At 57.3% G+C, this 23,310-nt stretch carries 20 protein-coding genes, 1 tRNA gene, 1 pseudogene and 1 riboswitch; of the genes and pseudogenes, 8 read left to right on the top strand and 14 right to left on the bottom strand.

Features of this window, described 5'->3' with window-relative positions; translation table 11 throughout:
* Positions 1-16: 16 nt before the first annotated feature.
* On the bottom strand, positions 17-715 hold the full coding sequence (rpiA, locus tag QE408_RS14985; protein WP_306932471.1) for a ribose-5-phosphate isomerase RpiA: 699 nt from the start codon (positions 713-715) through the stop codon (positions 17-19).
* Between the two features lie 349 nt (positions 716-1,064).
* Between rpiA and gph the strand changes: the two genes are divergently transcribed.
* Positions 1,065-1,754, top strand: a complete 690-nt coding sequence (gene gph / locus QE408_RS14980) for a phosphoglycolate phosphatase (RefSeq protein WP_306932468.1) — start codon at positions 1,065-1,067, stop codon at positions 1,752-1,754.
* Positions 1,755-1,874: 120 nt separating this feature from the next.
* On the opposite strand, the gene rpsD is transcribed toward gph, so the two are convergent.
* The gene (gene rpsD / locus QE408_RS14975; protein ID WP_062425433.1) at positions 1,875-2,492 is read right to left on the bottom strand and encodes a 30S ribosomal protein S4; all 618 of its coding nucleotides are present in this window, start codon (positions 2,490-2,492) and stop codon (positions 1,875-1,877) included.
* 437 nt (positions 2,493-2,929) lie between these two features.
* Between rpsD and QE408_RS14970 the strand changes: the two genes are divergently transcribed.
* Positions 2,930-3,919 carry a TerC family protein gene (locus tag QE408_RS14970; protein WP_306932463.1) on the top strand — a complete coding sequence of 330 codons (990 nt, stop codon included), beginning with the start codon at positions 2,930-2,932 and terminating at the stop codon, positions 3,917-3,919.
* An 83-nt stretch (positions 3,920-4,002) separates the two neighbouring features.
* On the opposite strand, the gene QE408_RS14965 is transcribed toward QE408_RS14970, so the two are convergent.
* From QE408_RS14965 to QE408_RS14940, 6 genes are all read right to left on the bottom strand, one after another.
* Complete coding sequence (locus QE408_RS14965; protein ID WP_306932461.1) at positions 4,003-5,520, bottom strand: ATP-binding protein; 1,518 nt, start codon at positions 5,518-5,520, stop codon at positions 4,003-4,005.
* Between the two features lie 129 nt (positions 5,521-5,649).
* Positions 5,650-6,537: an EamA family transporter gene (locus QE408_RS14960; RefSeq protein WP_306932459.1), complete on the bottom strand. Its 888-nt coding sequence runs from the start codon at positions 6,535-6,537 to the stop codon at positions 5,650-5,652.
* Positions 6,538-6,580: 43 nt separating this feature from the next.
* The gene (locus tag QE408_RS14955; RefSeq protein WP_306932457.1) at positions 6,581-7,216 is read right to left on the bottom strand and encodes a LysE family translocator; all 636 of its coding nucleotides are present in this window, start codon (positions 7,214-7,216) and stop codon (positions 6,581-6,583) included.
* A gap of 105 nt (positions 7,217-7,321) precedes the next feature.
* A complete protein-coding gene (bluB, locus tag QE408_RS14950; protein WP_306932455.1) occupies positions 7,322-8,008 on the bottom strand; it encodes a 5,6-dimethylbenzimidazole synthase in 687 nt (228 codons plus the stop codon).
* 94 nt (positions 8,009-8,102) lie between these two features.
* Positions 8,103-8,281: riboswitch (cobalamin riboswitch) on the bottom strand.
* Positions 8,282-8,314: 33 nt separating this feature from the next.
* A complete protein-coding gene (locus QE408_RS14945) occupies positions 8,315-9,145 on the bottom strand; it encodes a TolB family protein (protein WP_306932453.1) in 831 nt (276 codons plus the stop codon).
* A gap of 38 nt (positions 9,146-9,183) precedes the next feature.
* Positions 9,184-10,863 (bottom strand): NAD+ synthase, encoded by a 1,680-nt coding sequence (locus tag QE408_RS14940; protein ID WP_306932451.1) that lies wholly within the window; start codon positions 10,861-10,863, stop codon positions 9,184-9,186.
* 283 nt (positions 10,864-11,146) lie between these two features.
* On the opposite strand from QE408_RS14940, the gene QE408_RS14935 reads away from it, so the two are divergent.
* The 3 genes from QE408_RS14935 (at position 11,147) to sthA (ending at position 15,326) form a co-directional block, all read left to right on the top strand.
* On the top strand, positions 11,147-13,042 hold the full coding sequence (locus QE408_RS14935; protein ID WP_306934815.1) for an LTA synthase family protein: 1,896 nt from the start codon (positions 11,147-11,149) through the stop codon (positions 13,040-13,042).
* A gap of 82 nt (positions 13,043-13,124) precedes the next feature.
* Positions 13,125-13,670 (top strand): DUF1003 domain-containing protein, encoded by a 546-nt coding sequence (locus QE408_RS14930; protein ID WP_306932450.1) that lies wholly within the window; start codon positions 13,125-13,127, stop codon positions 13,668-13,670.
* Positions 13,671-13,907: 237 nt separating this feature from the next.
* The gene (gene sthA / locus QE408_RS14925) at positions 13,908-15,326 is read left to right on the top strand and encodes a Si-specific NAD(P)(+) transhydrogenase (protein ID WP_306932448.1); all 1,419 of its coding nucleotides are present in this window, start codon (positions 13,908-13,910) and stop codon (positions 15,324-15,326) included.
* Between the two features lie 6 nt (positions 15,327-15,332).
* Here the strand turns inward: sthA and QE408_RS14920 are convergent, their stop codons facing one another.
* The 4 genes and pseudogenes from QE408_RS14920 to QE408_RS14905 form a co-directional block, all read right to left on the bottom strand.
* Positions 15,333-15,986, bottom strand: coding sequence for a hypothetical protein (locus QE408_RS14920; RefSeq protein ID WP_306932446.1), 654 nt, complete (start codon positions 15,984-15,986; stop codon positions 15,333-15,335).
* Positions 15,987-16,336: 350 nt separating this feature from the next.
* Positions 16,337-16,911 (bottom strand): annotated as a pseudogene (locus QE408_RS14915) (nucleoside kinase).
* A 162-nt stretch (positions 16,912-17,073) separates the two neighbouring features.
* Positions 17,074-18,549 (bottom strand): trigger factor, encoded by a 1,476-nt coding sequence (gene tig / locus QE408_RS14910; protein WP_306932444.1) that lies wholly within the window; start codon positions 18,547-18,549, stop codon positions 17,074-17,076.
* Positions 18,550-18,737: 188 nt separating this feature from the next.
* A tRNA-Leu gene (locus QE408_RS14905) sits at positions 18,738-18,822 on the bottom strand.
* A gap of 553 nt (positions 18,823-19,375) precedes the next feature.
* On the opposite strand from QE408_RS14905, the gene QE408_RS14900 reads away from it, so the two are divergent.
* The 3 genes from QE408_RS14900 to trmFO all read left to right on the top strand — a co-directional run bounded on the left by QE408_RS14900 (position 19,376) and on the right by trmFO (position 21,873).
* Positions 19,376-19,522: a DUF1127 domain-containing protein gene (locus tag QE408_RS14900; RefSeq protein ID WP_082447210.1), complete on the top strand. Its 147-nt coding sequence runs from the start codon at positions 19,376-19,378 to the stop codon at positions 19,520-19,522.
* A 441-nt stretch (positions 19,523-19,963) separates the two neighbouring features.
* On the top strand, positions 19,964-20,107 hold the full coding sequence (locus QE408_RS14895; protein ID WP_082447266.1) for a DUF1127 domain-containing protein: 144 nt from the start codon (positions 19,964-19,966) through the stop codon (positions 20,105-20,107).
* A gap of 296 nt (positions 20,108-20,403) precedes the next feature.
* Complete coding sequence (trmFO, locus tag QE408_RS14890; protein ID WP_306932440.1) at positions 20,404-21,873, top strand: methylenetetrahydrofolate--tRNA-(uracil(54)-C(5))-methyltransferase (FADH(2)-oxidizing) TrmFO; 1,470 nt, start codon at positions 20,404-20,406, stop codon at positions 21,871-21,873.
* Here the strand turns inward: trmFO and QE408_RS14885 are convergent.
* Together QE408_RS14885 and QE408_RS14880 are read right to left on the bottom strand one after the other, a co-directional pair.
* Entirely contained in the window at positions 21,825-22,307 is a 483-nt protein-coding gene (locus QE408_RS14885) for a hypothetical protein (protein ID WP_306932438.1), read from the bottom strand. The two genes, trmFO and QE408_RS14885, sit on opposite strands and share 49 nt — an antisense overlap.
* Before the next feature lie 147 nt (positions 22,308-22,454).
* A complete protein-coding gene (locus QE408_RS14880; RefSeq protein WP_306932436.1) occupies positions 22,455-23,303 on the bottom strand; it encodes a phytoene/squalene synthase family protein in 849 nt (282 codons plus the stop codon).
* Positions 23,304-23,310: the final 7 nt, after the last annotated feature.

The following is a 23,310-nucleotide window of genomic DNA, read 5'->3' as shown; positions in this document are numbered from 1 at the left end:
AACTCTCTCGCTCCTGTTATATTTTCGCCTGCATGACGCGGGCGCCATCCGGCCCTGCGATGATAGCAAGCGATGCCAAATTAATGAAAAGTCCGTGCTCGACGACCCCTGGAATCGTATTCAGCTGACGTGCCAGCGCTTCTGCATCAGGAATACGGCCAAATGATGCGTCGAAAATGAGATGACCACCATCGGTCTTGAACGGTCCATCCTCGGAAGAACGTAGCTTCAACTCGCCCGAAAGGCCCATTTTGGAAGCCAGTTTCTCGATTGCGATGCGGGTTGCGATCTGGCCGAAGGCATTGATTTCGATGGGAAGCGGAAAAGCTCCCAGCGTCTCGACCACCTTCGTCTGATCTGCAATCACGATCATGCGCGATGAAGCAGCCGCGACGATCTTTTCGCGTAGCAGAGCACCGCCGCCGCCTTTGACCAGACGAAGCCCGTGATCGACCTCGTCGGCGCCATCGATCGTCAGATCGAGCTCGGGCAGTTCATCCAGCGACTTCAGCGGAACGCCAAGCTCGACACACAGACGCGCGGTGCGTTCCGATGTCGGGACACCCTGGACTTTCAAACCGTTCGATACTTTTTCGGCAAGCAGGCGGACAAATTCTTCCGCCGTGGAGCCTGTACCGATGCCTAGACGCATACCGTCTTCAACATGGGCAAGGGCAGCCTCTGCGGCCTTGATCTTCATTTCGCGGGCATCCATGCGCCTGCAACTCCGCTTTACTCATGGGCCGTGAGGTGAATGTCCACACGAAAATGCCCTGGTGGTTGTGCATCGGACAGGACCAGATGACTGGCCCCGCTCTTTGCGACTGCGTGTGTTTACACGTCTAGAAACCCAAACGAAAGCCCCTTTTGCTGCTTCGAAATGGACCATTCAAGGGTTTCGTTCGAAAGGAGATCTTGCCCAGGACTAGATCGGCTGAGGACAAGTGCCGAAGCTCTGCGCAGACCTTCAACGTAATGCCGTGCTTTTCCGAAAATCGGTTACGATTTTCGGGCCGATGCTGTAGGTTCTCGCAATATTGACACAGACAGACGAGGTTTCCTCTTTGACTTCACCCCTTGTTATTTTCGATCTCGACGGCACGCTGATCGACACCGCCCCCGACCTGATCGACAGCCTGAACCACACGATCGCTGCCGCAGGCCTTGCGCCCGTCACCTTCAACGACCTGACGCATCTCGTCGGCCAGGGCGTTCGTGTCATGGTCCAACGCGCCTTTGCACTGAGGAACAAGGAGTTGCCGCAGGAAGACGTGGAGCCGCTACACCAACGCTTCATAGCGCATTACAAAGAAGAGATGCCGGGTCAGAGCAGACCTTATCCCGGTGTCGCCGACGCTCTGGATCGCCTTGCTGCCGCAGGCTTCAGCCTTGCCGTCTGCACCAACAAAACATCCGATCTGGCCCTTCCTCTGCTCGAGAAACTCGGACTGAAGGACCGCTTCGCGACGATCACCTGCGGGGACACCTTTGAATGGCGCAAGCCGGACGCGCGCCACATTCTCGGAACCATTGAGAAAGCCGGTGGCGATGTAACCCGCAGCGTGATGGTCGGCGACAGCGTCAACGATATCCTGGCGGCCAAGAATGCCAAGATCCCCTCCATCGGCGTGACCTTCGGCTACACCGATGTTCCCATGGCGGAGCTTGGACCGGATGTGACGATCGATCGCTACGACACGCTGGACGCGGCGCTTGTCGAAAGACTTCTGGCGCAGCGCGTCGCTGCGGCCTGAAGGCGCGGCCGAGCGTGAAAGTCCTTGGCCTCGCGCCAAGGACTGAAATTTTCTCATCAAAAAATGCGCACAAAAAAGCCGGCCACAGGGACCGGCTTTTTTGCTGAACTTGAACGCGGATTAACGCGAGTAGAATTCGACGACCAGATGCGGTTCCATGATGACGGCGTAAGGCACGTCAGCAAGAGCCGGTACGCGAGCAAACGTCGCGGTCATCTTGTTGTGATCGACTTCGATGTAGTCCGGAACGTCGCGCTCTGCGAGCTGAACAGCTTCGAGAACGATCGCGAGCTGCTTGGACTTCTGGCGAACTTCGATGACGTCGCCAACCTTGCAGCGGTAGGAGCCGATGTTGACGCGAACGCCGTTAACCGTGACATGGCCATGGTTGATGAACTGGCGAGCCGCGAAAACGGTCGGTACGAACTTGGCGCGGTAGACGATGGCGTCCAGACGTGACTCGAGCAGACCGATCAGGTTCTCGGAGGTGTCGCCCTTACGACGGTTTGCTTCGTCGTAGGTTGCGCGGAACTGCTTCTCGCGGATTTCGCCGTAGTAACCCTTCAGCTTCTGCTTGGCGCGCAGCTGCGTGCCGAAGTCGGACATCTTGCCCTTGCGGCGCTGGCCGTGCTGGCCTGGGCCGTATTCGCGACGGTTAACCGGGGACTTCGGACGACCCCAGATGTTTTCGCCCATGCGGCGGTCAATTTTATACTTGGACGATTCGCGCTTGCTCATCGTATTTCCTTCTCAACAGTTTATACCGATCTGTTGTCAGATCGGATTAAGGAAACACGCCCTCCTCTGAGGTTCTGTTGAAGAACCTCTGACAGGCTTCTCACATGCGATATGGAGAAACCACGGGACATGTCGGTGATGTTGACCGCCGAACGTCAGCTCATTACTGCAAGGCAGTCAACGAAACACACCGGGCATTGCTACCCGGCGTTGGAGCGGCTTCTAGGGGCGCTTCATAAAAATGTCAACGATAAAACGCAGCAACCCTCTTGAAACCTTCGCGGCGCCTCCCATTTCATCCTGGTGATCAGGACTCGGGCCCCTCTGGCGTATTACCGGACAATACGCGATGTCGAGTCTCCAAGGATGGGGCGCGACTTTTTTCAATCACGTTCCCCCATCTGTTGAGCCAACCTCGTCCGGACAAAGGTTGACTGATGGACTTTCTGTTTACGGATTTTCTCGGTACCCCCACATGGATGTGGGGCATTTTCATCACTCTCGTTTTAGGCCTCCTGGCGCTCGATCTTGGCGTTCTGCATAAAAACTCCAAGGAGATCGGCATCAAGGAAAGCCTGATGATGTCGGGCTTCTACATCGCCATCGGCCTGGCCTTCGGCGGCTGGATCTGGTTTCAGTCCGGTCAGCAGCCAGCCATGGAATATGTGACGGGCTTCGTGGTGGAAAAAAGCCTGGCGATGGACAACATCTTCATCATCGCCATGATTTTTTCCTACTTCTCGATCCCGCGCCAGTACCAGCACCGCGTGCTGCTCTGGGGTATTCTCGGGGTGATCGTGCTGCGCGGTATCATGATTGCCGCCGGTGCCGCGATCGTCGAAAACTTCCACTGGGTTCTCTATCTCTTCGCCGCCTTCCTAGTGTTTACCGGCATCAAGATGCTGTTCTCGGCAGATCATGAGGAGCAGGATATCGGCAAGAACCCTATCCTGAAATTCCTGCGCACCCGCCTGCCCGTCACCGATAGGCTTCATGAGGAGCGGTTCTTCGTCAAGCAGCCCGACCCGAAGACCGGCCGGTTGAAGACCTTCGTGACGCCGCTCTTCCTGGCGCTCATCATGGTCGAAATCGCCGACCTGATCTTTGCGGTCGACTCGATCCCTGCGATCTTCGCGATCACCACCGATCCGTTCATCGTCTACACGTCGAACATCTTCGCGATCCTGGGTCTGCGCGCCCTCTACTTCGCGCTTGCCGCCCTGATCCACCGCTTCGCATATCTCAAATATGCGCTGGCTGCGGTTCTGGTCTTCGTCGGCTCGAAGATCTTCCTAGCGGACATGCTGGGCATCGCAAAGATCCCGCCGTCCATCTCGCTCGGCATCACCGTTGCGATCCTTTTGACGGGTATTGTCGGCTCGCTGTTTGCCACGAGAAATGACAAGAAGGTCATCGACGAAGTCTAAAGGGCTTTGTCTCCAAGACTTTTAAGGCGGGGCGACCCGCCTTTTTTCTATGGGCTGTTTGATAGCTTGGCGTTTCGACGGCTTTATTCAGCAGCCAGACTCATATCTCCGTCGGGAGCATCCGCGTCGCCAGGCACGGTCTTGGCTTCAAGGTCGGGGAAGGCGACGATGCGCTTGCCGGAAAAGTCCGCGTGCACCACGACCAGTTCCTTTTCCTCGAAGTAGCCGAGCAGTCGTCTTGCGCGGCGCGCCGAATGGGTACCGTAGGCACGCGCAATCCGCGCATCTGAAGGACATGGCTCTTCCGCAAGAGCCGCCTTGACCAGAAGCAGGAAGACGCCCTGCAGGTCATCCGAGACGCTGCGGGAAAGCTCCAGCGCCTTCTGCCAATTCTCGCTTGCCGCCATCTCCACATCCACACCTGAGCGCGTAATCGCGATCTGGCGGCGGAACTCCGATAGCGCCATGGGCGTGCCCGGAATACGGCGCATGCGGGCGCGAACGAGAAAGTCCTGATAGAGGACGGCGTCGGTGCGATAGGCCGATTGCGGGTCATCGAGGATTTCGGTCAGAACAGCCGTGATCTTTTCCTCGCGCTCTTCCGGCGTCAATTCCGGCTGGCTCGAACGCGAAGGTTGTTCGGAGGCCGGTGCGATGGCCGCTGGTGTCGAGCGCGAAAGTTCGGCGAGAATGTCAGTCGTCGGCCGCGGTGCTGGCGGCGTGCGACGGACAACAGGACGATTGAACTCTTCCGGGTCTGGCGTAAAGATCAAATCCTCCACATCCTGCGGCGCGTCCGGCAGCGGCATGAGCTTCGGCGACGAGGAGCGCGCCGAGGTTTCCACCGGGCCGATAACGATCGGCAGCGGACGGCGCGACAGCGCCGGTCCAAGGGCAACAAAATTGCCGCGCTGAAGATCGCGGAACATTTCCGCCTGACGGCGATCCATGCCGAGAAGATCGGCGGCGCGCGCCATGTCGATATCGAGGAAGGTGCGGCCCATGAGGAAGTTGGAGGCTTCGGCCGCCACGTTCTTGGCAAGTTTTGCCAATCGCTGTGTGGCAATCACGCCAGCCAGCCCGCGTTTACGCCCGCGGCACATGAGGTTGGTCATCGCGCCGAGCGACGCCTTGCGGGCATCTTCGGTGACTTCGCCGCCGACGGAGGGCGCGAACATCTGCGCCTCATCCACAACCACCAGAACCGGATACCAGTATTCGCGATCGGCATCGAACATGCCATTGAGGAAGGCGGCTGCGGCACGCATCTGCTGCTCGATATCGAGCCCTTCGAGCGTGAGGACGCAGGAGACACGATGCTGGCGAATGCGGTTGGCTATTCCTGCAAGCTCCGCTTCGGTGCGCTCACCATCCACCACCACGTGACCGAACTTGTCGGCCAGCGTGACGAAATCACCTTCTGGATCGATGATGACCTGCTGTACCCAGAGGGCCGATTGCTCCAGCAGACGGCGAAGCAGATGCGACTTTCCGGAACCGGAATTGCCCTGCACCAGCAAGCGCGTGGCGAGCAGCTCTTCAATATCGAGCTTGGCACTCTGCCCGCCCGAAAGCGTTCCCATGTCGATACCGACCTGCACGTTGGACCCGTCCCTGCACTGCAATGATCAAAAGCGCCGCGTCATCGCGCGGCGAACACTCTCTTTACCAAAGTTTTCCGCAAATGCCCCGCTGCATAGCAACAATGCACAGGGAATTGCAGATCGCTCTCACGCGTTGCCAGACGCCGCACGGCGCAAGGACAGGCGGCGGCCAAACACGTTCAATGCAAGACCGGCAACGACGAGCGCGCTACCAACGATTTCGAGCGTGGTGATATGTTCGGCAAAAGCAAAATAGGCACCGAGGAAGCCGACGATCGGCACCAGCAGCGAGAAGGGCGCCACCGTTCCCGCCGGATAACGCAACAGAAGAAAGCTCCAGATCCCTGCCCCGATGATCGTCGCGCCATAGGCCATATAGGCGATGACCGCCACCGTCATCATGTTGGCATTTGCCAACCCTTCGCCAATCGCCTGCGGGCCTTCGAGCAGCAGCGAAAGCGCGATCAGCGGCAGAACCGGTGCGAGACTGGTCCAGGCGACAAAGGAGATCGCGTTGACCCGTCCGACCTTGCGATTGACGATATTGCCGATGGCCCAGCTGAAAGCAGCACCAACGCACATGAGGAGAGGCACGAGCGCTGTCAGTTCCAGACGTTCCAGGCCAATCACCGCAAGGCCGGAAAAAGCAACGGCTGCCCCGGCAATGTGAGACTTCAGCGGAATTTCACCCAGCAGCGTCACGGCCAGCGCCATGGTGAAAAACGCCTGCGACTGCATGACGAGCGAGGCAAGTCCCGCAGGCAGACCCCATTTGATGGCTGTGTAGAGGAGTCCGAATTGCGCGCAGCCCATCACCATGCCGTAGACGACCATATGCTTCCAGGGAACTTTGGGGCGCGGCAGGAAGAAGATCAGCGGCACGGCTGCGAAGAGGTAGCGCAAGGCTGTGAGGAAAAGAGGCGGCATATCCATGACGCCGACTTTGATCACGACGAAGTTGAAGCCCCAGAGAAAAACGGTGACAAGGGCAAGAAGAATGTGCGGCACTGACATTGCTATATTCCAAAACTCAGCGCCGCACGGAATGGCGACGCTTTTAAGCGGCCGCCTTCTTCCAGCCTGCCGCGAGCAGCCCGGCACCGATCAAAAGTCCGCCACCGGTGCGGTTGACGACGCGCTGGACGGAGGGCTTGCGGATGGTGTTGCGGGCTGCACTTGCCAGCAACCCATAAAGAGCGGCGTTGCAAGTCGCAAGCACAAGAAAAGTAACTTCGAAAATAAGCACCTGCGGCCAAAACGGCAGGGTCGGCACCAGGAACTGCGGCAGGAAGGCGACGAAGAAGATGATGCTCTTCGGGTTCAGCGCCGTGACGATGTAGGTATGGAGGAAGATCTTGAGCGGACGCTCGCGGCCCGTCACCTCGCCCTCACCTTGCGCCGACGTGCTGACTGGGGCACGCCAAAGCTTGATGCCGAGATAGATCAAATAGGCAGCACCCACCCATTTCAAGACAGTGAAGAGAGCGGCGGAGGTCGCGAGCAGTGCACCGAGACCCAGCATGGACGCCGTCATGGCGGTGAAGTCGCCGAGGGCCACGCCGGCAACAGTGGCGCTGCTTGCCTTGCGACCGTGACCAAGCGCGTAGGAAATGACCAGCAAGATCGTTGGTCCGGGAATGGCGAGCATAATGGCGGATGCGGCAACGAAGGCCAGCCAGTTTTCAATCGGCATAATATGATCCCCTCTCGAAATGAGAGTGAACTAAGCCACCGGCCATGAGGACTGGCAAGTGGATTTTGGCTGACTGATACGCCCACCGACAAGATGGCCCCTTCGCTACTTGGCACCCCACCGGTCTTTGAAAATCAGTTCGTCCAGCGGCAGGCGTTGACGCCAACCCTTCACCGCTAACTCAGGCTCGGCGTAGAGTTCAGCAACATAGCCGACGCACAGCCATGCGACGATTTCGATATGCTCCGGGATAGCCAGGATCTTTCGGATATCCTCATCATGAAAGATGCTGACCCAGCCGACGCCCACACCTTCAGCAAGTGCCGCCAACCAAAGGTTCTGAACTGCGCAGACAGTGGAGTAGACATCCATACGCGGATTGTGCGTTCGCCCCAACACGACATCGCCACCTCTTGTGGTGTCGCATGTGACGCAGATGGAGAGCGGCGCCTTTCTGATGCCCTCCAGCTTGAGGCTTCGATAGAGCGACTGCTTTTCGTCCGGGAACATCAAAGCGGCCTCCTCATTGGCGCGGCTGAAAGCCTGCCATGCGGCATCTTTGATGTCTGTATCGCTGACGAGGGTAAAATTCCACGGCTGCATAAAGCCCACCGAGGGCGCGGCGTGGGCTGCGGAAAGCAGCTTGTTGATCAGCTCATCCGAGAGCGGGTTCGGCAGAAACTCGTTGCGAACATCGCGACGTGTCTCGATGGCGCGGTAGACCGCAGCCTTTTCATCTTCAGCAAATTCCAAGGCCGGCATCAGGCCGTGCCGGGTATCATCAGGTCGCATCGTCAATCCCAAACAATGCAGAAGAAACCGCATGAGCACGCCAATCGGGGCACTGCACACCGTTCTTCCTCACAACCTGCCGCCGTCCGCGCGGACTGGTCTATCGTGTCAGGCCGGTCTTCTGACTTGGCTTCTTCTGCCGGTTGCCGCCTTCCCGATTGCTCAGTGGCTTATGGCAACAGGCATCCACCTTACAGCGTTGGGCACGTTGCGGTCTTGCACCGCATTCCCGATTCTCCTGCCAAAGCAGGCACCTGACGACGTTGCGTATGGGCAATTGCCGATCGGAAGGCAAGCGCCGCAGGTCTATCCAACCGGAAAATATCGCACATAGGCGAATTCGTCACCGTCCGGTGACCAGTTGGGCGAGTTCATCGTCCCCTGCCCGCCGAAGAGACCGAAGAGCGTTTCGACATTGCCGCCATCGGGGTCCATCAATCGCACCCGAACATTGAGGTCACGCGGATGGTCGAAGACGTCGCCGTCGTAAGAGATGAATACGACCTTTTCTCCCTTGGGCGAGGGATGCGGAAACCAGTCGCCATATTGGCTATCGGTGATGCGCTCCACATCCGATCCATCCGGCCTCACCCGCCAAATCTGCATCTGCCCGGTGCGGCTGGAGTTGAAGTAGATCCACTGACCATCGGCTGAATAATCCGGGCCGTCATTTCGCCCCTCGCCATGGGTCAGGCGTATTTCGGTGCCGGTCTCGATGTCCATGGCATAGATATCGAAAACCTGATCTCTGATCCCGCAATAGGCGAAGCTTCTGCCGTCCGGCGCCCAGCCATGCCAGTAGGACGGAAGATTCCTCGTCATCAGTTTTGGCGTGCCGCCGGTAGCTGGAATTAGATAGATGGCGCTCTTGCCGAATTCGACCTTATCGGAAATGGCATAAACTGAACCGTCCGGCGAGATGCCGTGGTCGTTGTTGCACTGGACGGCAAAGCCGGTGTCTACCTTATCGACCGAGATGTCTCGGGCAAGAGACAGACGGTAGAGGGCCCCATCGCTGTTCAGCAACAGATACTGCCCGTCCGGAGACCAGTTCGGGGCTTCGAACAGCTTTTTTGTCTGCCAGACCACGCGGTTCTCGCGGGTGCGGACATTGAATATCTCGACTGAACTTCGCATCGTTCCTCCCGTCGCGATTGCCCTTGGACCAGTCGGGGCTACCTGTCGCGGAACCGATTGGTGATCGGATATCGGCGATCGCGACCGAAGTTTTTCTTGGTGATCTTCACGCCTGGCGCGGACTGGCGGCGCTTATATTCGGCGAGATAGAGCAGATGCTCGATGCGGTGGACCGTCGCGAGATCGTGACCGCGGGCCACGATCTCATCGACGGACATTTCCTGCTCCACCAGGCACTCGAGAATATCGTCGAGAACCGGATAGGGTGGCAGCGAGTCCTGGTCGGTTTGGTTGGGACGCAACTCGGCAGAGGGTGCCTTGGAAATGATGTTGGCCGGGATGACTTCGCCCGAAGGTCCAAGCGCGCCAGGCGGCACGTGGGCGTTGCGCCATCTGGAGATGGCATAGACCTGCATCTTATAGAGGTCCTTGATGGGGTTGAAGCCGCCATTCATGTCACCGTAGAGCGTCGCATAGCCGACGGACATCTCCGATTTGTTGCCGGTCGTCACCACCATCGAGCCGAACTTGTTGGAGACGCCCATCAGGATCGTACCGCGAGCACGGCTCTGCAGGTTTTCCTCGGTGATGCCCTCTTCCGTTCCTTCGAACAGATCCGATAGTGCCGACATGAAGCCATCGACAGGTTCGGCAATCGGAACGATGTCATAACGGCAGCCAAGCGCCTTGGCGCAATCGGCAGCATCCTTCAGCGATTCTTCCGAGGTGTAGCGGTAGGGCAGCATGATACAGCGCACCCGCTCCTCGCCCAGCGCATCGACCGCGATCGCGGCGCAGATGGCCGAGTCGATACCGCCGGAAAGGCCGAGAACCACGCTCTTGAAGCCATTCTTGTTGACGTAATCACGGAAGCCCAGCATGCAGGCGCGATAATCGGCCTCCTCGCCTTCTGGAATATGCGACACCGGACCGTGGCTGCAGTGCCAGCCATTCTCCGTGCGTTTCCAGTCGGTGACTGCCAGCGTGGCTTCGAACTGGCTCATCTGGAAGGCAAGCGTCTTGTCGGCATTGAAACCGAAGCTCGCGCCGTCAAACACCAGCTCATCTTGACCGCCGAGCTGATTGACGAAGACCAGAGGCAGACCGCTTTCAATGACCTGGCGGAGTGCGACCTGATGACGGACATCGACCTTGCCGCGGTAATAGGGCGACCCATTCGGCACCAGCAATATCTCGGCGCCAGCCTCTGCCAGTGTCTCGCAGACGCCGAAATCGTTCCATATCTCCTCGCAAATCGGAATGCCGATGCGAATGCCCCTGAAATTATAGGGGCCGGAAATCGAGCCTTCGCTGAAGACTCGCTTCTCATCAAACTCGCCGTAATTCGGCAGATCCACCTTATCGCGCAGTGCGACGATCTTTCCGCCATCCAGCAGAGCAACCGAATTATGCCTGCCCTTTTCTCCCTGTCTCGGGAAACCGATAATGACGCCCGGCCCGCCATCGACTGTGTCTGCCGCGAGATCTTCCACCGCCTTGAGGCAGGCTTTTAGAAATGCCGGTTTGAGAACCAGATCCTCCGGCGGATAGCCAGAGATGAAAAGCTCCGTCAGCAAAAGAAGGTCGGCGCCCTGGGCCGCCGCATCCGCTCTTGCCTCGCGCGCTTTGGCAAGGTTGCCTGCGACATCTCCGACGGTCGGGTTGAATTGTCCGACCGCGATCCGGAACGTGTGGGGAATGGTCTGTTCTGTGCTCATGCCTTCCTCATTATCGCGCCGGCTCTCACTCTGCAACGCGCCGGATAAAACTGTTGCAAAACAACGGCCAGTCAAGACGGTTTCGGAACGCGCCTGCGCAATATCGATGGCTCACGCGATGGTTATCTTTGAGACCTGTGAATTTTGCATAGTTCATGTCGCGTTCATTGCACGTATGTGACAGTTAGATGACGCTTATATGACAGGTGATTCACACCTGTCGTCATGACTGCCGGAGTACAACTTGACGAAATCGGTGCCCAAAACAACGGTTGCCGAAAGGATGAAGCTCGTCCTTTCAAAACCGTGGACACGCTCCCCTGCCCGCTTTGCAAATGATGCCCAAACGCTGATCAATCTCGTTCTCGCAGCGGTTCTCCTGGTCGTCTGTATGGAGTGGATCGCACGCGGCACGTTGCACGATGTCGGCTCGTTTCTGTTGTCGCCCGCACGGCCTGGCCTCACGACGATCGTCACGGTCGTTGTCGGCCTGATGGCGCTCGACGCACTCTTTGGGCGTCATTACCAGTCGCTGTTGGTTGCCGTTCCGCTGCTCATCCTCCCGGCGTTCATTTCCAGCCAGAAACAGCTTTACCTCTCCGATCCGCTCTATCCCTCCGATCTGCTGTTCGGGCGCCAGATTCTCCAGCTCTTGCCCGCCATGCTGAGAGCCCAACCGTTGACTGCGATAGCGCTCGCAGCAGCTCTTGCCCTTGCCGCCTTTGGCATGGTGATGCTGTGGCGTCTTTCGCGTCATGCCATGCCGGTCATGCCCTTCAAGGCAAGGATGTGGCGGCTGGCGCTTGCCGTTCCGCTCTTCGTCGGCTTTGGCTCGATGATGGAATATTCAAGCTATTCCTGGATCAGGGATCGCCTCAACATCATTCCGATGATGTGGGATCAAAAGGAAAACTATCGTCACAACGGCTTCATCATGGCCTTCGCCTTCAATATTCCGATGGCGAAAGTGACGGCACCCTATGGCTATGGCGAAGCGACGATCGCGGACATTCCGTCCGACAGTTCCGCCTTCGCCGTCAATCATAGCAAGCGTCCCGATGTCATCATGATCATGAGCGAGTCGCTTTGGGATCCGACACGTTTGGAGAACGTCACGCTCTCGAAAGATCCGATGCCGCGCATCCGCGCCATGCAGTCAGGCCACGTGTTTTCGCCTGAGTTTGGCGGCATGACGGCCAATGTGGAATTCGAAGCGCTGACCGGCTTCAGCAATGCCTTCCTGCCCTATGGCAGCATTCCCTATCAGCAATATGTACGCCGCCCTGTTCCCTCGCTTGCGACCTTCTTCCGCTCGGAGGGCTACTCCGCCATTGCCGTCCATCCGTTCCAGGAATGGTTCTGGAATCGTCGCGAGGTCTACAAGCATTTCGGCTTCGAAGAATTCCGCTCCGAAGAAACCTTGCCGCCAATGGAAAAGCGTGGCGCCTTCGCCTCGGATGAAGCGCTGACGAATGAAATCATCCAGACGGTGGATGCTGCCGAAAAGCCGCAGTTTCTTTTTGCGGTCACGCTTCAGGGACATGGCCCCTATGAAGCGAACCGCTACGCTGAAAAAGCCGTCTCCGTCAGCGGCGACCTCTCAGACAATGCCCGTGATGCGCTTGCCACCTATGCCCAGGGCGTTTCGGAAGCAGATGATAGCTTCGCGAAGCTCATAGCGTGGGCGAAGGGCCGCGAGAGAGAAACCGTCATCGTGCTTTTTGGCGATCATCTGCCACCACTTGGCCAAGCCTTCGTTGAGAGCGGCTACATGCCGGGCATGGTGGCGACACGCCGTGCACCGCTTGTCACAATGAAGAAAGAGCATGAAACGCCTCTGGTTGTCTGGTCTTCCAAAGCCGGATTGCAAAACCGGATCGGCACGATCAGCCCCTCGCTATTGCCCTATCACATCCTCAAGACTGCGGGTTTTGACGATCCCTTCTACACCGGCGTGTTGGGCAAGGTGCATGCGTCCTATTCCGTCATCGACCGCCATATGCTGATGGAGCGAAACGGGTCAGCCGTGCCTGACTGGTCGATCGCGCCCGCGACTGTGCCGTCGGCGCTGAGCGAGTATCGCCAGCTGCAGTTCGACATGATGTTTGGCGATCAATTCGGCAAAGAGCGATTCTTTCCGGGCTTCAACTGGATCCACGAAACCACGCCATCCGGTTAACGCGCCTTCGGGGCTGCAATTTCGTTTGAACTTGCAGGTCCCTTGCGTTTATCTCCAGCCAACGCCTTGCCGGAGATGAATCATGCCTGCCATTCCAGATTACGTCCTGTCCCATTTCAAGCGATCCTCCCGACAGATCGGTGAGGTCGAAAAGCGGATTCTTGAGGTGGCGCATCAGAAGCAACTGATTTCCACCGATACGAATGCCGAATTTTCCAAGGAATCCACAGTGGGCGCCCGGCTGGCGGACAGCATCGCGCGTGTTGGTGGCTCATGGGGTTTCATCATCAGCTTCATGGTCTTTCTGGCCGTATGGGCAGTCATCAATACGGTTGTTCTGACGACGACGGCCTTCGACCCCTATCCCTTCGTGTTCCTCAATCTCATTCTTTCCATGCTGGCCGCCATCCAGGCGCCTATCATCATGATGTCCCAGAACCGGCAGGCAGAACGCGATCGCTTTGAGGCTGCGAAGGATTACGAGGTCAATCTCAAGGCCGAGCTTGAAGTTCTCTCTCTTCACGAGAAGATCGATCTTAAGGTCCTGGCCGAACTTACCGCATTGCGCGAAGACATCGCGAAGCTGCACCAACTACACAGCCAGCAGAGCAACGGCGCCGCGTCCTGATTGATCGATAGCCTGTTTGCGGCTTTTTCTGTGCCGGTTACGAATCCGTCAGATTTCTGCGCTACAGATTGACGCAGGCATTTGTTGCAATGCACTCTGCGGTCTCATGACATCCAGATGTGCGGATGCGGAGATCATTTCCGCATGCTGAGAGCATCACGCTTTTCGCGACAATTCCGCACATCGGATATTCACACATTCGGGCATTGATCCCGGTTCACGTCCAGAGGCTTTTTCATGAACCAATACGATCTCATTGTTGTTGGCAGCGGTCCCGCCGGCAGACGCGCGGCCATTCAGGCGGCAAAGCTCGACAAGAAGGTTCTGGTCATCGAAAAGGGCAGCCGCGTCGGCGGCGTATCCGTCCACACCGGTACGATCCCATCCAAGACGATGCGAGAGACCGCGCTCAATCTTTCCGGTTGGCGCGAGCGTGGCTTTTACGGCCAATCCTATCGCGTCAAACAGGAAATCAGCGCAGAGGATCTGCGCCAGCGCTTACTGATCACGCTCAATCATGAAGTGGAAGTGCTCGAGCATCAGTTTGCCCGTAACCGTGTGCAACATATTCGCGGCAAGGCGAGCTTCATCACCCCAGACACGCTGCAGATCACCAAGGATGACGGCGAAGTCCTGCATGTGATGGGCAAGAGCATTCTGCTTGCCGTCGGTACCCGGCCTTTCAGGCCAGACTATATGCCCTTCGATGGAAAGACCGTCATCGACAGCGATGAATTGCTGCAGATCGAAAAGCTGCCCCGTTCGATGGTGGTGATCGGCGCGGGCGTTATCGGCATTGAATACGCAACGATTTTCAGCGCACTGGACACCGCTGTTACGCTGATCGACCCCAAGTCGACGATGCTCGACTTTATCGATAAGGAAATCGTCGAAGATTTCACCTATCAGCTGCGCGACCGCAACATGAAGCTGCTACTGGGGCAAAAGGCGGAAAAGGTGGAACACACGCCGGAAGGCAAGGTCTCGATCAAGCTCGACAATGGCCGCACGATCATTACCGAAATGGTGCTATTCGCCGCCGGCAGAATGGGTGCGACCGACACGCTGAACCTTGCCGCCGCAGGCCTCGAAGCCGACAGCCGTGGCCGTCTTTCGGTCAATCCCGAGACGTTTGAAACCTCTGTTCCAGGCATCTTCGCCGCTGGCGACGTGGTGGGCTTTCCAAGCCTTGCCTCTACCTCCATGGAGCAAGGCCGTATCGCAGCACGCGTCGCGGTCGGTGCAATTGCCATGGAGCCGCAGAAGTACTTCCCCTATGGCATCTATGCCGTTCCAGAAATTTCGACCTGCGGCCTGACTGAAGAAGAAATGAAGGAGCGCGGCATTGCTTACGAATGTGGTATTGCGCGCTTCCGGGAAACGTCGCGCGGGCACATTATGGGGCTTGATACCGGCCTTTTGAAGCTGATCTTCTCCTTGAAGACACGGCGTCTTCTTGGCGTGCATATTGTTGGCGAGGGCGCGACGGAGCTGGTTCACATCGGGCAAGCGGTGCTGAACCTTAAGGGGACGGTCGAGTATTTCGTGGAAAATACCTTCAATTATCCGACGCTTGCCGAGGCTTATAAAATTGCCGGGCTGGATGCATGGAACCGCATGGGCGACATCAAGAACAGGAACGAAGCGGCCACGTGAGCCGCTTCACCACCTGATCTTGTAATTTGCATGCACCGCCGGGCGGAACCGATCTTCAAACCCTCGATCGAAACTGCCCGTCACCGTCAGATTATCTGAAAGCTTCTGTTCGAGCGCGAGACTGGAGCTGAACTCCTCGAATGTATGGCGGCTCGCACCTGTCAGCACGAACGCCGTGCCGGTCGCAGAGCGGGTCAGCCGCAAGGATTGCGAGACGTCGAGCCCATTCCACTGCTGGCTGGGACCGTCATAGCGCACCGTCACGTTTCGGTTCGACTCCACATCGAAATCGGCCGTCGCCACGCGCTTCTGCGTCATCGTCATCGTCACCGCGCTCGAGCCAGTCAGTGCGTTCATCAGAACACCGATGTCTCTTGCAATCCTCACGCCCGGTAGATTGGTGGACATGAGCGTCATATCGCCCCAGAATTTCACGGGCGTGTCCACCACCGCACCACCTTCAGACGCGCTCATGCCCATTTCAAGACCGGCGCGCAGCGGCGTTTCCGTCGGAAGCCTAGCACCAAGCCGCGCCGAATAGGAGCGATCGGAATTTTTGGTGGGTGCCCAGATCAACCCCCGTTCCTGCGCCTTCACCTGTACCGGCGACAAAAGGATGAACGAGGCAGTAGCAAGGGTGCCCACTATCTTGACCAACATGTTATTTCCTCAAGCTCTAAAAAGACCGACTGCGCTTGGGAGGAAAACAGCAGGTCTCGTTTCGGCTTGGGCGATCCAGAAAACGGAGATCACCCGGACTCATTTCTGCTGGCGCCGGGCGCCAGACTGACCCGCGCCCACTTATGGGCGACACGGATCGACAAGCGCGGCATGACACCCGCGCTCGAAAGGAAGATGAAACTAAAGGCTTGAAGCCAAGCCGCATTTGGCGGCGGATCGCTCTCGATGCACAAACACATCTGGCAAATCACCCCCAAAGGGTGCCAGATGAACGGGAGATGAACAAGAGCAGGCGCAGCAAAAAGTCATTGTGCACTGCATTGTGATCTTCAGAACACAGTTGTGGACGTGCTGGCCCATTGGAAATGCCGGAATGACTGCACCGTGATGTGGGATAACAGCTCCGCAACAACCACTCCAATTGGCTGAGTCGCATTGATCTCGATGCCGCCCTTCGGAACGTCCTGTCCGTTCTCATGGAGCCCTAGGATAAACGCCCGCTCCTCAGCTTTCCCACCGAACTCGTCTTCTGGTCTCATTAAAAGGCGTTTATCCAAGGTGGTTCTGTCGAGTTGCAGGATGAACACGGCATCGAACAGACCAATGAAGGTGGAAACGTTGCGAGCGCCGCCGCAAAAAAAAGGTGATCGCATGGCTTTGATCAGCCATCAAAGCTTTTACTTTCTCGACACACCAAAGGTGATGACGGTGAGCAAAAGATACATCCATGATCCACGCGCCATCCAACTGCCCTTCCAACGGTGATCCGGTCTCAGGATCACCTTTATAAGGCAAGCTCTCTGTCACCATGAATGACATGATGGCCTTGTTGCTGAAGCTCCGTTGCCACAGAGGTTTTGCCAGAACAGGACACACCTTCAACGAGATAGTTTTTAACGCCCATAAGACCCTCACTGCTGGCGGGTGCGGCAAAAGTCGCTCATACACTCTTGCGATGACGGCAGGATGTCTTTTCGGTGTGAATGCAAACGTCTTTCGGCATTCCTAACGGAAAAGGCCGCAGCTTTCGCCGCGGCCTTTCCTAAAAAATGATGAGAAGAGCAGATTACTCTGCGTCGCCTTCGGCTGCCTTCTTCTTGGCAGGGGCCTTCTTCTTCGGAGCAGCTTCTTCGCCTTCAGCAGCGTCAGCCTTGGCTGCAGCCTTCTTCTTGGCCGGAGCCTTCTTCTTGGTTTCTTCGCCTTCTTCGGCGTCGTCAGCCAGAAGCTCTTCCTTGGAAACCGTCTTGTCGGTGACGGAAACTTCGGTCAGCAGCTTGTCGATCACCTTTTCTTCGAAGATCGGAGCGCGAAGCGAAGCGGAAGCGCCAGGTGTGTTGCGGAAGTAGTCGAGGATTTCCTTCTGCTGGCCCGGGAACTGCTGCAGCTGCTGGAACAGCGCGCGCTGCATTTCTTCTTCGGTGACTTCAACGCCAGCCTTCTCGCCGATTTCGGAGAGAACGAGGCCGAGACGAACGCGGCGCTCAGCGAGCTTGCGATATTCTTCGCGCGCTTCTTCTTCGGTCGTGTCTTCGTCAGCGAAGGTCTTGCCGGACTGTGCGAGATCGGTGTTGATCTGGCGCCAGATGTTGTCGAACTCGGCGTCGACGAGACCGGCAGGCGTGTCGAACTTGTAGAGTTCGTCCAGCTGGTCGAGGATCTGACGCTTCACCTTCTGGCGGGTCACATTGCCGTACTGGCTTTCGATCTGGCCGCGAACGATTTCCTTCAGCTTTTCAGCCGATTCGAGACCGAGCTTGGTTGCCAGTTCGTCGTTGATTTCAACGTCGGCAGCAGCAGCAACTTCCTTGACGGTGATGTCGAAGGTGGCTTCCTTGCCAGCCAGCTCAGCTGCCGGATATTCGGTCGGGAAGGTCACGGTGATGGTCTTCTCGTCGCCAGCCTTGACGCCAACGAGCTGGTCTTCGAAGCCAGGGATGAAGCGGCCAGAACCGATAACCAGTTCGGCATCTTCGGCAGCGCCGCCGTCGAAGGCTACGCCATCAACCTTGCCGAGGTAGTTCATGGTGACGCGGTCGCCTTCAGCGGCCTTGCCCTCTTTCGTCTCGTAGCTACGGGCGCTTTCGGCAATCTTGAGGATCTGCTCGTTGACTTCGTCTTCGGTCACTTCGACGACTTCGCGCGTCACCTTGATGCCGTCATTCGACTTCAGCTCGATTGCCGGAATGACTTCGTAGGCAATGTTGAATTCGAAATCGGTTTCGGCGGCGAGGATCTTGTCGGCTTCCTTCTCATCTTCCGTCATGGAGATGGAAGGCTGGGTTGCAGACTTTTCGCCACGGCTGGAAATGATTTCGGAAGGCTTTTCGCGAACCAGTTCGTTGACGAGGTCAGCCATGATCGACTTGCCATACATCTTCTTCAGATGGGCGGCAGGCACCTTGCCTGGACGGAAGCCGTTGATACGAACCTTGTCCTTGGCTTCAGCGAGGCGCTCGTCAAGGCGAGCCTTCATGTCGGCGGCCGGAATAACGACCTTGATTTCGCGCTTCAGCCCTTCAGCGAGCGTTTCGATAACCTGCATTTTCATACCTTCACATCATGGCGGCAGTGCTCAGACAGCCGTCGGTTTACTTTCGAGCACAGCGCCGGAATCTGAATTCACCGGCCGTGACTATAAAACTTGCATGCACAGGCGCGTTGCGGAGCAATTATGCCTGAGCCAGGGAAAGGGCAAAACGAAACGTTCTGCCTAGCTCTCCCGGCGATTTGTGGTGCGGGTAGAGGGACTCGAACCCCCACAACTCTCGTCGCCAGAACCTAAATCTGGTGCGTCTACCAATTCCGCCATACCCGCGCTCTTTAAATCCTGCATAAACAACATCTGGCACATGAGGCCTTCCGGAGCGCGGCGTCTCTATATCATCCGTTTTCAGGAGCGCAAAGGAAAAATGACGCCTTACAAGCCCTATTTCCATGGGTTTTAAGGCCTCTATGACAATGACAAGCGAGGTCAGAGCAGGAATCACGAGGCATGCCGTTCAGTCGACTCTCCTGGAGAACCCTCTCCTTAACCTCGCGCCCTCATGAAATGCATATCACTACGCTCACGACCAAGCGTGCGCGTCGGTGAAGGGCTTTTGGCGCTGTTGAAGACCTCGACGAACCATTGAAAAGACCTTTGGAGCGGACCTCTCGCTCAAAATAGCCCTAAAAACAGCCGATAGTGCTGCCAAATTATGCATTCGTTAAAGAAGTGGGCGTCGATTCGGCCCGTGCCCTGCGTTCAATGCATAGGTGTCATCCTTCTTTGTCTGTTTTTGAAGCGCGAGGAAACGCTTATATTCAAATTCAGAAAACGAAGCCGGGTTGATCCCAAGCAACCGGCGAACCGAAACGAGGATAAGACCATGAACATTGCACGCTCGCTGAACAACTGGCGCAAGTATCGTCAGACCGTAACTGAACTTGACCGCATGAGCGATCGCGAACTGAGCGATCTCGGCATTGGCCGCACCGACATTCGTCGCGTTGCTCGTACTGCAGTCGGCATGTAATAAATCAATAACACCGGCCGGCGATATTTTGTCTGCCCGATGTGTTACCCTCAAAAGGCCCTGAGCATCCGCTCCGGGCCTTTTCTTTTTGCGCATACGGCCCCCTGCCCGGCCTCTTGAGAATCGAACTCATTCCCAAGACATAGCTCACAAAACCAGCGCAGGTTTTTGAAAAGCATGATGCTCGGGCGAACCCCTGCGCGCCCAATAGGACGTGCCGCGGCGCGCTACATTCTCACCGCTCAAATAATGCGCATATCTCCCCACAAGATGCAAAAATAGACGACACATTGCACAAATGCATGGCAGTCGCTCAAAATCTGCACTCCAAGTCATCGCTATGAATATGTATATACCACTCAACAGCCGAGAGCGCAGATGACCAGCGGCCCGGCGGACTGAATTCAAAGATCAAACACATCATAGATTGAGGAAACCACCATGAACCCGCTTCGCATCGCAAAGAACTGGATCAGCTATCGCCGTACGCTCAACGAACTCGGCAGCCTCTCCAACCAGGCTCTCAGCGATATCGGCCTGACACGTTACGACATCCGTAACGTTGCCTCCCGTTCGTTCCGCTAATCAGCGTAAAGGGTCATCCGAAAGAGCTGACCTCCCAAGTCATCGGATGACTGAGCGACAGGCAAAAAAAACGGCGCCACGAGCGCCGTTTTTTGATTCTCGCTGATTGCTCTCGATCTTCGCATGAAGCGACCTCCCTGACGGCGCAGGCTTGCAAGTGGCCGAAAAAGTTTGGCGGCCCGCACCGCTCGTGATACTGCATCGGCCAAATGCCTCCTGAGAGTGAGGCCAAGCCAATCAAGAAAGATGGTCGACCCTCAGCACCCGTTTGTGCCGGTTGACGATGTGAGCGCGCGATGCAAGACAAGACGAATTCTCCTATCCACGTTATTGGCGGCGGCCTTGCCGGCTCCGAGGCGGCTTGGCAAATCGCTCAGGCTGGTATCCCCGTCATCCTGCACGAAATGCGCGGCGTTCGCGGCACCGATGCCCATAAGAGCGATGGGCTTGCAGAGCTCGTCTGCTCCAACTCATTCCGTTCCGACGATGCCACGGCCAACGCGGTCGGTGTCATCCATGCGGAGATGCGTCTGGCCGGGTCGCTGATCATGGCCTGCGCCGACAAGCATCAAGTTCCGGCAGGCGGCGCTCTGGCAGTGGATCGTGACGGCTTTTCTGAAGCGGTGACGGCTGAACTTGAGGCGCATCCGCTCGTAACCATTGTTCGCGAAGTGGTTGCGGGCCTTCCGCCGAAGGAATGGGGCAACACGATCATTGCCACAGGGCCGCTCACAGCGCCGGAACTGGCTGCCGCCATTCAAGCGGAAACCGGCGAAGATGCGCTCGCCTTCTTCGACGCTATCGCACCGATTGTCCATCGCGATAGCATCAACATGGATGTCTGCTGGTATCAGTCCCGCTACGACAAGGTCGGCCCTGGCGGCAATGGTAAGGACTACATCAACTGCCCGATGGATGAGACGCAGTATCATGCCTTCATCGACGCGCTGATCGCTGGCGACACGGTCGGCTTCAAGGAGTGGGAAGGCACGCCATACTTCGACGGCTGCCTACCGATCGAGATCATGGCCGAGCGCGGACGCGAAACGCTTCGCCATGGTCCCATGAAGCCGATGGGATTGACCAACGCGCACAACCCGACCGTCAAGCCCTATGCGGTGGTGCAGTTGCGTCAGGACAATGCTCTCGGCACACTTTACAATATGGTCGGTTTCCAAACGAAGCTGAAATACGGCGCGCAGGCGGAAGTCTTCCGGATGATTCCGGGGCTGGAAAATGCAGAGTTTGCACGCCTCGGCGGTCTTCACCGCAACACCTATATCGATTCTCCGCGCCTGCTCGATCCGTCGCTAAAGCTGAAGTCCCGCCCGGATATCCGTTTTGCTGGACAGATCACCGGCTGCGAAGGCTATGTGGAGAGTGCATCCATTGGGCTCCTCACCGGACGTTTCGCCAGTGCAGAGCATAAGGGCGAGCCGATCCGCCTGCCGCCTGCGACAACGGCGCTCGGCGCACTTCTCAACCATATCACCGGCGGCCATCTTTCGACCGATGAAGAGCCGGGCAAGCGATCATTCCAGCCGATGAATGTCAACTTCGGTCTGTTCCCGGATCTTGCACCCGGCTCGATCGTCAAGCCTGAAGGCGTAAAGCGCTTCCGCGGCAAGGACAAGACCATCATGAAGCGGCAATTGATGTGCGCCCGCGCGCTGAAAGATTGCGCGACATGGCTTGGCGTTTCGCCGCCGGTTCTCGATCAGGTCGCGGAGGAAGGAGACGAGCTGGAGTCGGCTTCTTTGAGCTGATCCGGCGCGGCATCTGCCGCCTCCAGATAGCTGCCAAGCAACCAGAGAGACACTTCAGCGGCTTCGCCGATCGTCTTGAAGCGATAGGCGCCGCTATATTTTGGCGTGTCGATAAAGGTGACGACAAAACCATCGCCACTTTCCAGATGCTCGACCGTGATGCGCTCCGGGTTCAGCATCATGCAGGCATTGTGCTTGCCCATGTTGCGCATGAAGCCAGCCTTGTTGTCATGCAGGCGAACGAAGACGGCATTGCCGTCAGCGGTCATATGCAGGCTGCGAATCGCCTCATTGGGGAAAGCGCGGGCAAAATCCAGAATGGCCTGTCCCGTATCATAACTGCTTTCGCTTTCCGAGAAACGCTTGAGGCGCCAGATATAGACCGCAATCGCGCCTAACAGCGCGAGGATGATGATCCAGATGGCAAGGCTCATCTCTGTCACTCCCTGGAGCGTCATCAGTCCTTCGGGACATAAGGAAAACGCTCTGACTTCTCAAACTTACGCATAGGTCGATGCTGTCGTCCATACGTGCTTTTCAAACCAGTTAGCAGTCAAGGCTTGCGTGGACGTGGAGCGCGCTCAAAAGCGCTTGAGAAAGGCGGACTTGGCGAGCAGCCACTGGCGACGGAGCAGAGAAAGCTGGATACCGTTCTCAAGAACGTTCGCGCCTGCGCGATGCGCCGCCTTCAACACGGCCTCGACCTGCGCCACGGTTAGGAACGCTGGAACGACTGAGGGAGGAAGAGAAGTCTGGCGCGCCTTTTTCAGGTGATCTTGCGCGTGGGCGCAGAATATTTCGATCGCCGCACCGATCTTCTCACGATCTTTGCCTTCCAGAAAACTCTCGCGGTTCAGCCCGGCCGCCGACAACACGTCCTGCGGGATATAGACCTGTCCGCGGCGGCGATGCAGCGGCATCAAAAGCAGCATGCCGGCCATGGCCTGGGCAACGCCTGCATGGCCCGCGGTCTCGGCGCTTCTCGCTGCATCATTCGGAGAAAGCACGATGCTGGCGAGCTGTATCAATGCAGAGGCCGTCTCGCCCGCATAGCCCTCAAGAGCGTTGCGGTTCTCGAACACGTCATCGTAGAGATCGAAGATGCGCGCCTCGATCATGTCGATCAAAGTCTGCCGGGGTAAATTATGATTGGTGATCGCGTTTAGGAGCGCTGCGGCAACCGGATGGCCGATGCTGTCTCCGTGCGGATTTCCCTCCAGAAGATCGCGCCACCATTGCATGCGCACTTCGCCGGGAAGCGGCTCCCGCACCACATCGCGAATGCGGGCAATCTCGGCGTTGAAAGCGTAGAGCGCCGCTAGATCACCGCGCTTGTCTTCCGGCGCAAGAAGGCATGCGAGATATCTGTCGCGATCCATGTCACGCAGCATCGCGAGGCATGCGCCCTTATCTGCCGGCAGGTCTGTCATCGATAAC

This window comes from Agrobacterium larrymoorei (genome assembly GCF_030819275.1).
Classification (GTDB): domain Bacteria; phylum Pseudomonadota; class Alphaproteobacteria; order Rhizobiales; family Rhizobiaceae; genus Agrobacterium; species Agrobacterium larrymoorei_B.
The sequence above is the reverse complement of the archived record's forward strand: the minus strand, read 5'-3'. Positions and strand labels throughout refer to the sequence as shown.

Coding starts and splice junctions, on each gene's coding strand:
- bluB (WP_306932455.1), bottom strand. CDS start 8,008: ATGCGACCTGATGATACCCGGCACGGCCTGATGCCGGCCTTGGAATTT.
- rpsD (WP_062425433.1), bottom strand. CDS start 2,492: ATGAGCAAGCGCGAATCGTCCAAGTATAAAATTGACCGCCGCATGGGC.
- QE408_RS14895 (WP_082447266.1), top strand. CDS start 19,964: ATGAACCCGCTTCGCATCGCAAAGAACTGGATCAGCTATCGCCGTACG.
- QE408_RS14955 (WP_306932457.1), bottom strand. CDS start 7,216: ATGCCGATTGAAAACTGGCTGGCCTTCGTTGCCGCATCCGCCATTATG.
- tig (WP_306932444.1), bottom strand. CDS start 18,549: ATGCAGGTTATCGAAACGCTCGCTGAAGGGCTGAAGCGCGAAATCAAG.
- QE408_RS14930 (WP_306932450.1), top strand. CDS start 13,125: ATGCCTGCCATTCCAGATTACGTCCTGTCCCATTTCAAGCGATCCTCC.
- QE408_RS14885 (WP_306932438.1), bottom strand. CDS start 22,307: ATGAGCCTTGCCATCTGGATCATCATCCTCGCGCTGTTAGGCGCGATT.
- QE408_RS14920 (WP_306932446.1), bottom strand. CDS start 15,986: ATGTTGGTCAAGATAGTGGGCACCCTTGCTACTGCCTCGTTCATCCTT.
- sthA (WP_306932448.1), top strand. CDS start 13,908: ATGAACCAATACGATCTCATTGTTGTTGGCAGCGGTCCCGCCGGCAGA.
- QE408_RS14960 (WP_306932459.1), bottom strand. CDS start 6,537: ATGTCAGTGCCGCACATTCTTCTTGCCCTTGTCACCGTTTTTCTCTGG.
- QE408_RS14900 (WP_082447210.1), top strand. CDS start 19,376: ATGAACATTGCACGCTCGCTGAACAACTGGCGCAAGTATCGTCAGACC.
- QE408_RS14935 (WP_306934815.1), top strand. CDS start 11,147: ATGAAGCTCGTCCTTTCAAAACCGTGGACACGCTCCCCTGCCCGCTTT.
- trmFO (WP_306932440.1), top strand. CDS start 20,404: ATGCAAGACAAGACGAATTCTCCTATCCACGTTATTGGCGGCGGCCTT.
- rpiA (WP_306932471.1), bottom strand. CDS start 715: ATGGATGCCCGCGAAATGAAGATCAAGGCCGCAGAGGCTGCCCTTGCC.
- QE408_RS14880 (WP_306932436.1), bottom strand. CDS start 23,303: ATGACAGACCTGCCGGCAGATAAGGGCGCATGCCTCGCGATGCTGCGT.
- QE408_RS14940 (WP_306932451.1), bottom strand. CDS start 10,863: ATGAGCACAGAACAGACCATTCCCCACACGTTCCGGATCGCGGTCGGA.
- QE408_RS14945 (WP_306932453.1), bottom strand. CDS start 9,145: ATGCGAAGTTCAGTCGAGATATTCAATGTCCGCACCCGCGAGAACCGC.
- QE408_RS14970 (WP_306932463.1), top strand. CDS start 2,930: ATGGACTTTCTGTTTACGGATTTTCTCGGTACCCCCACATGGATGTGG.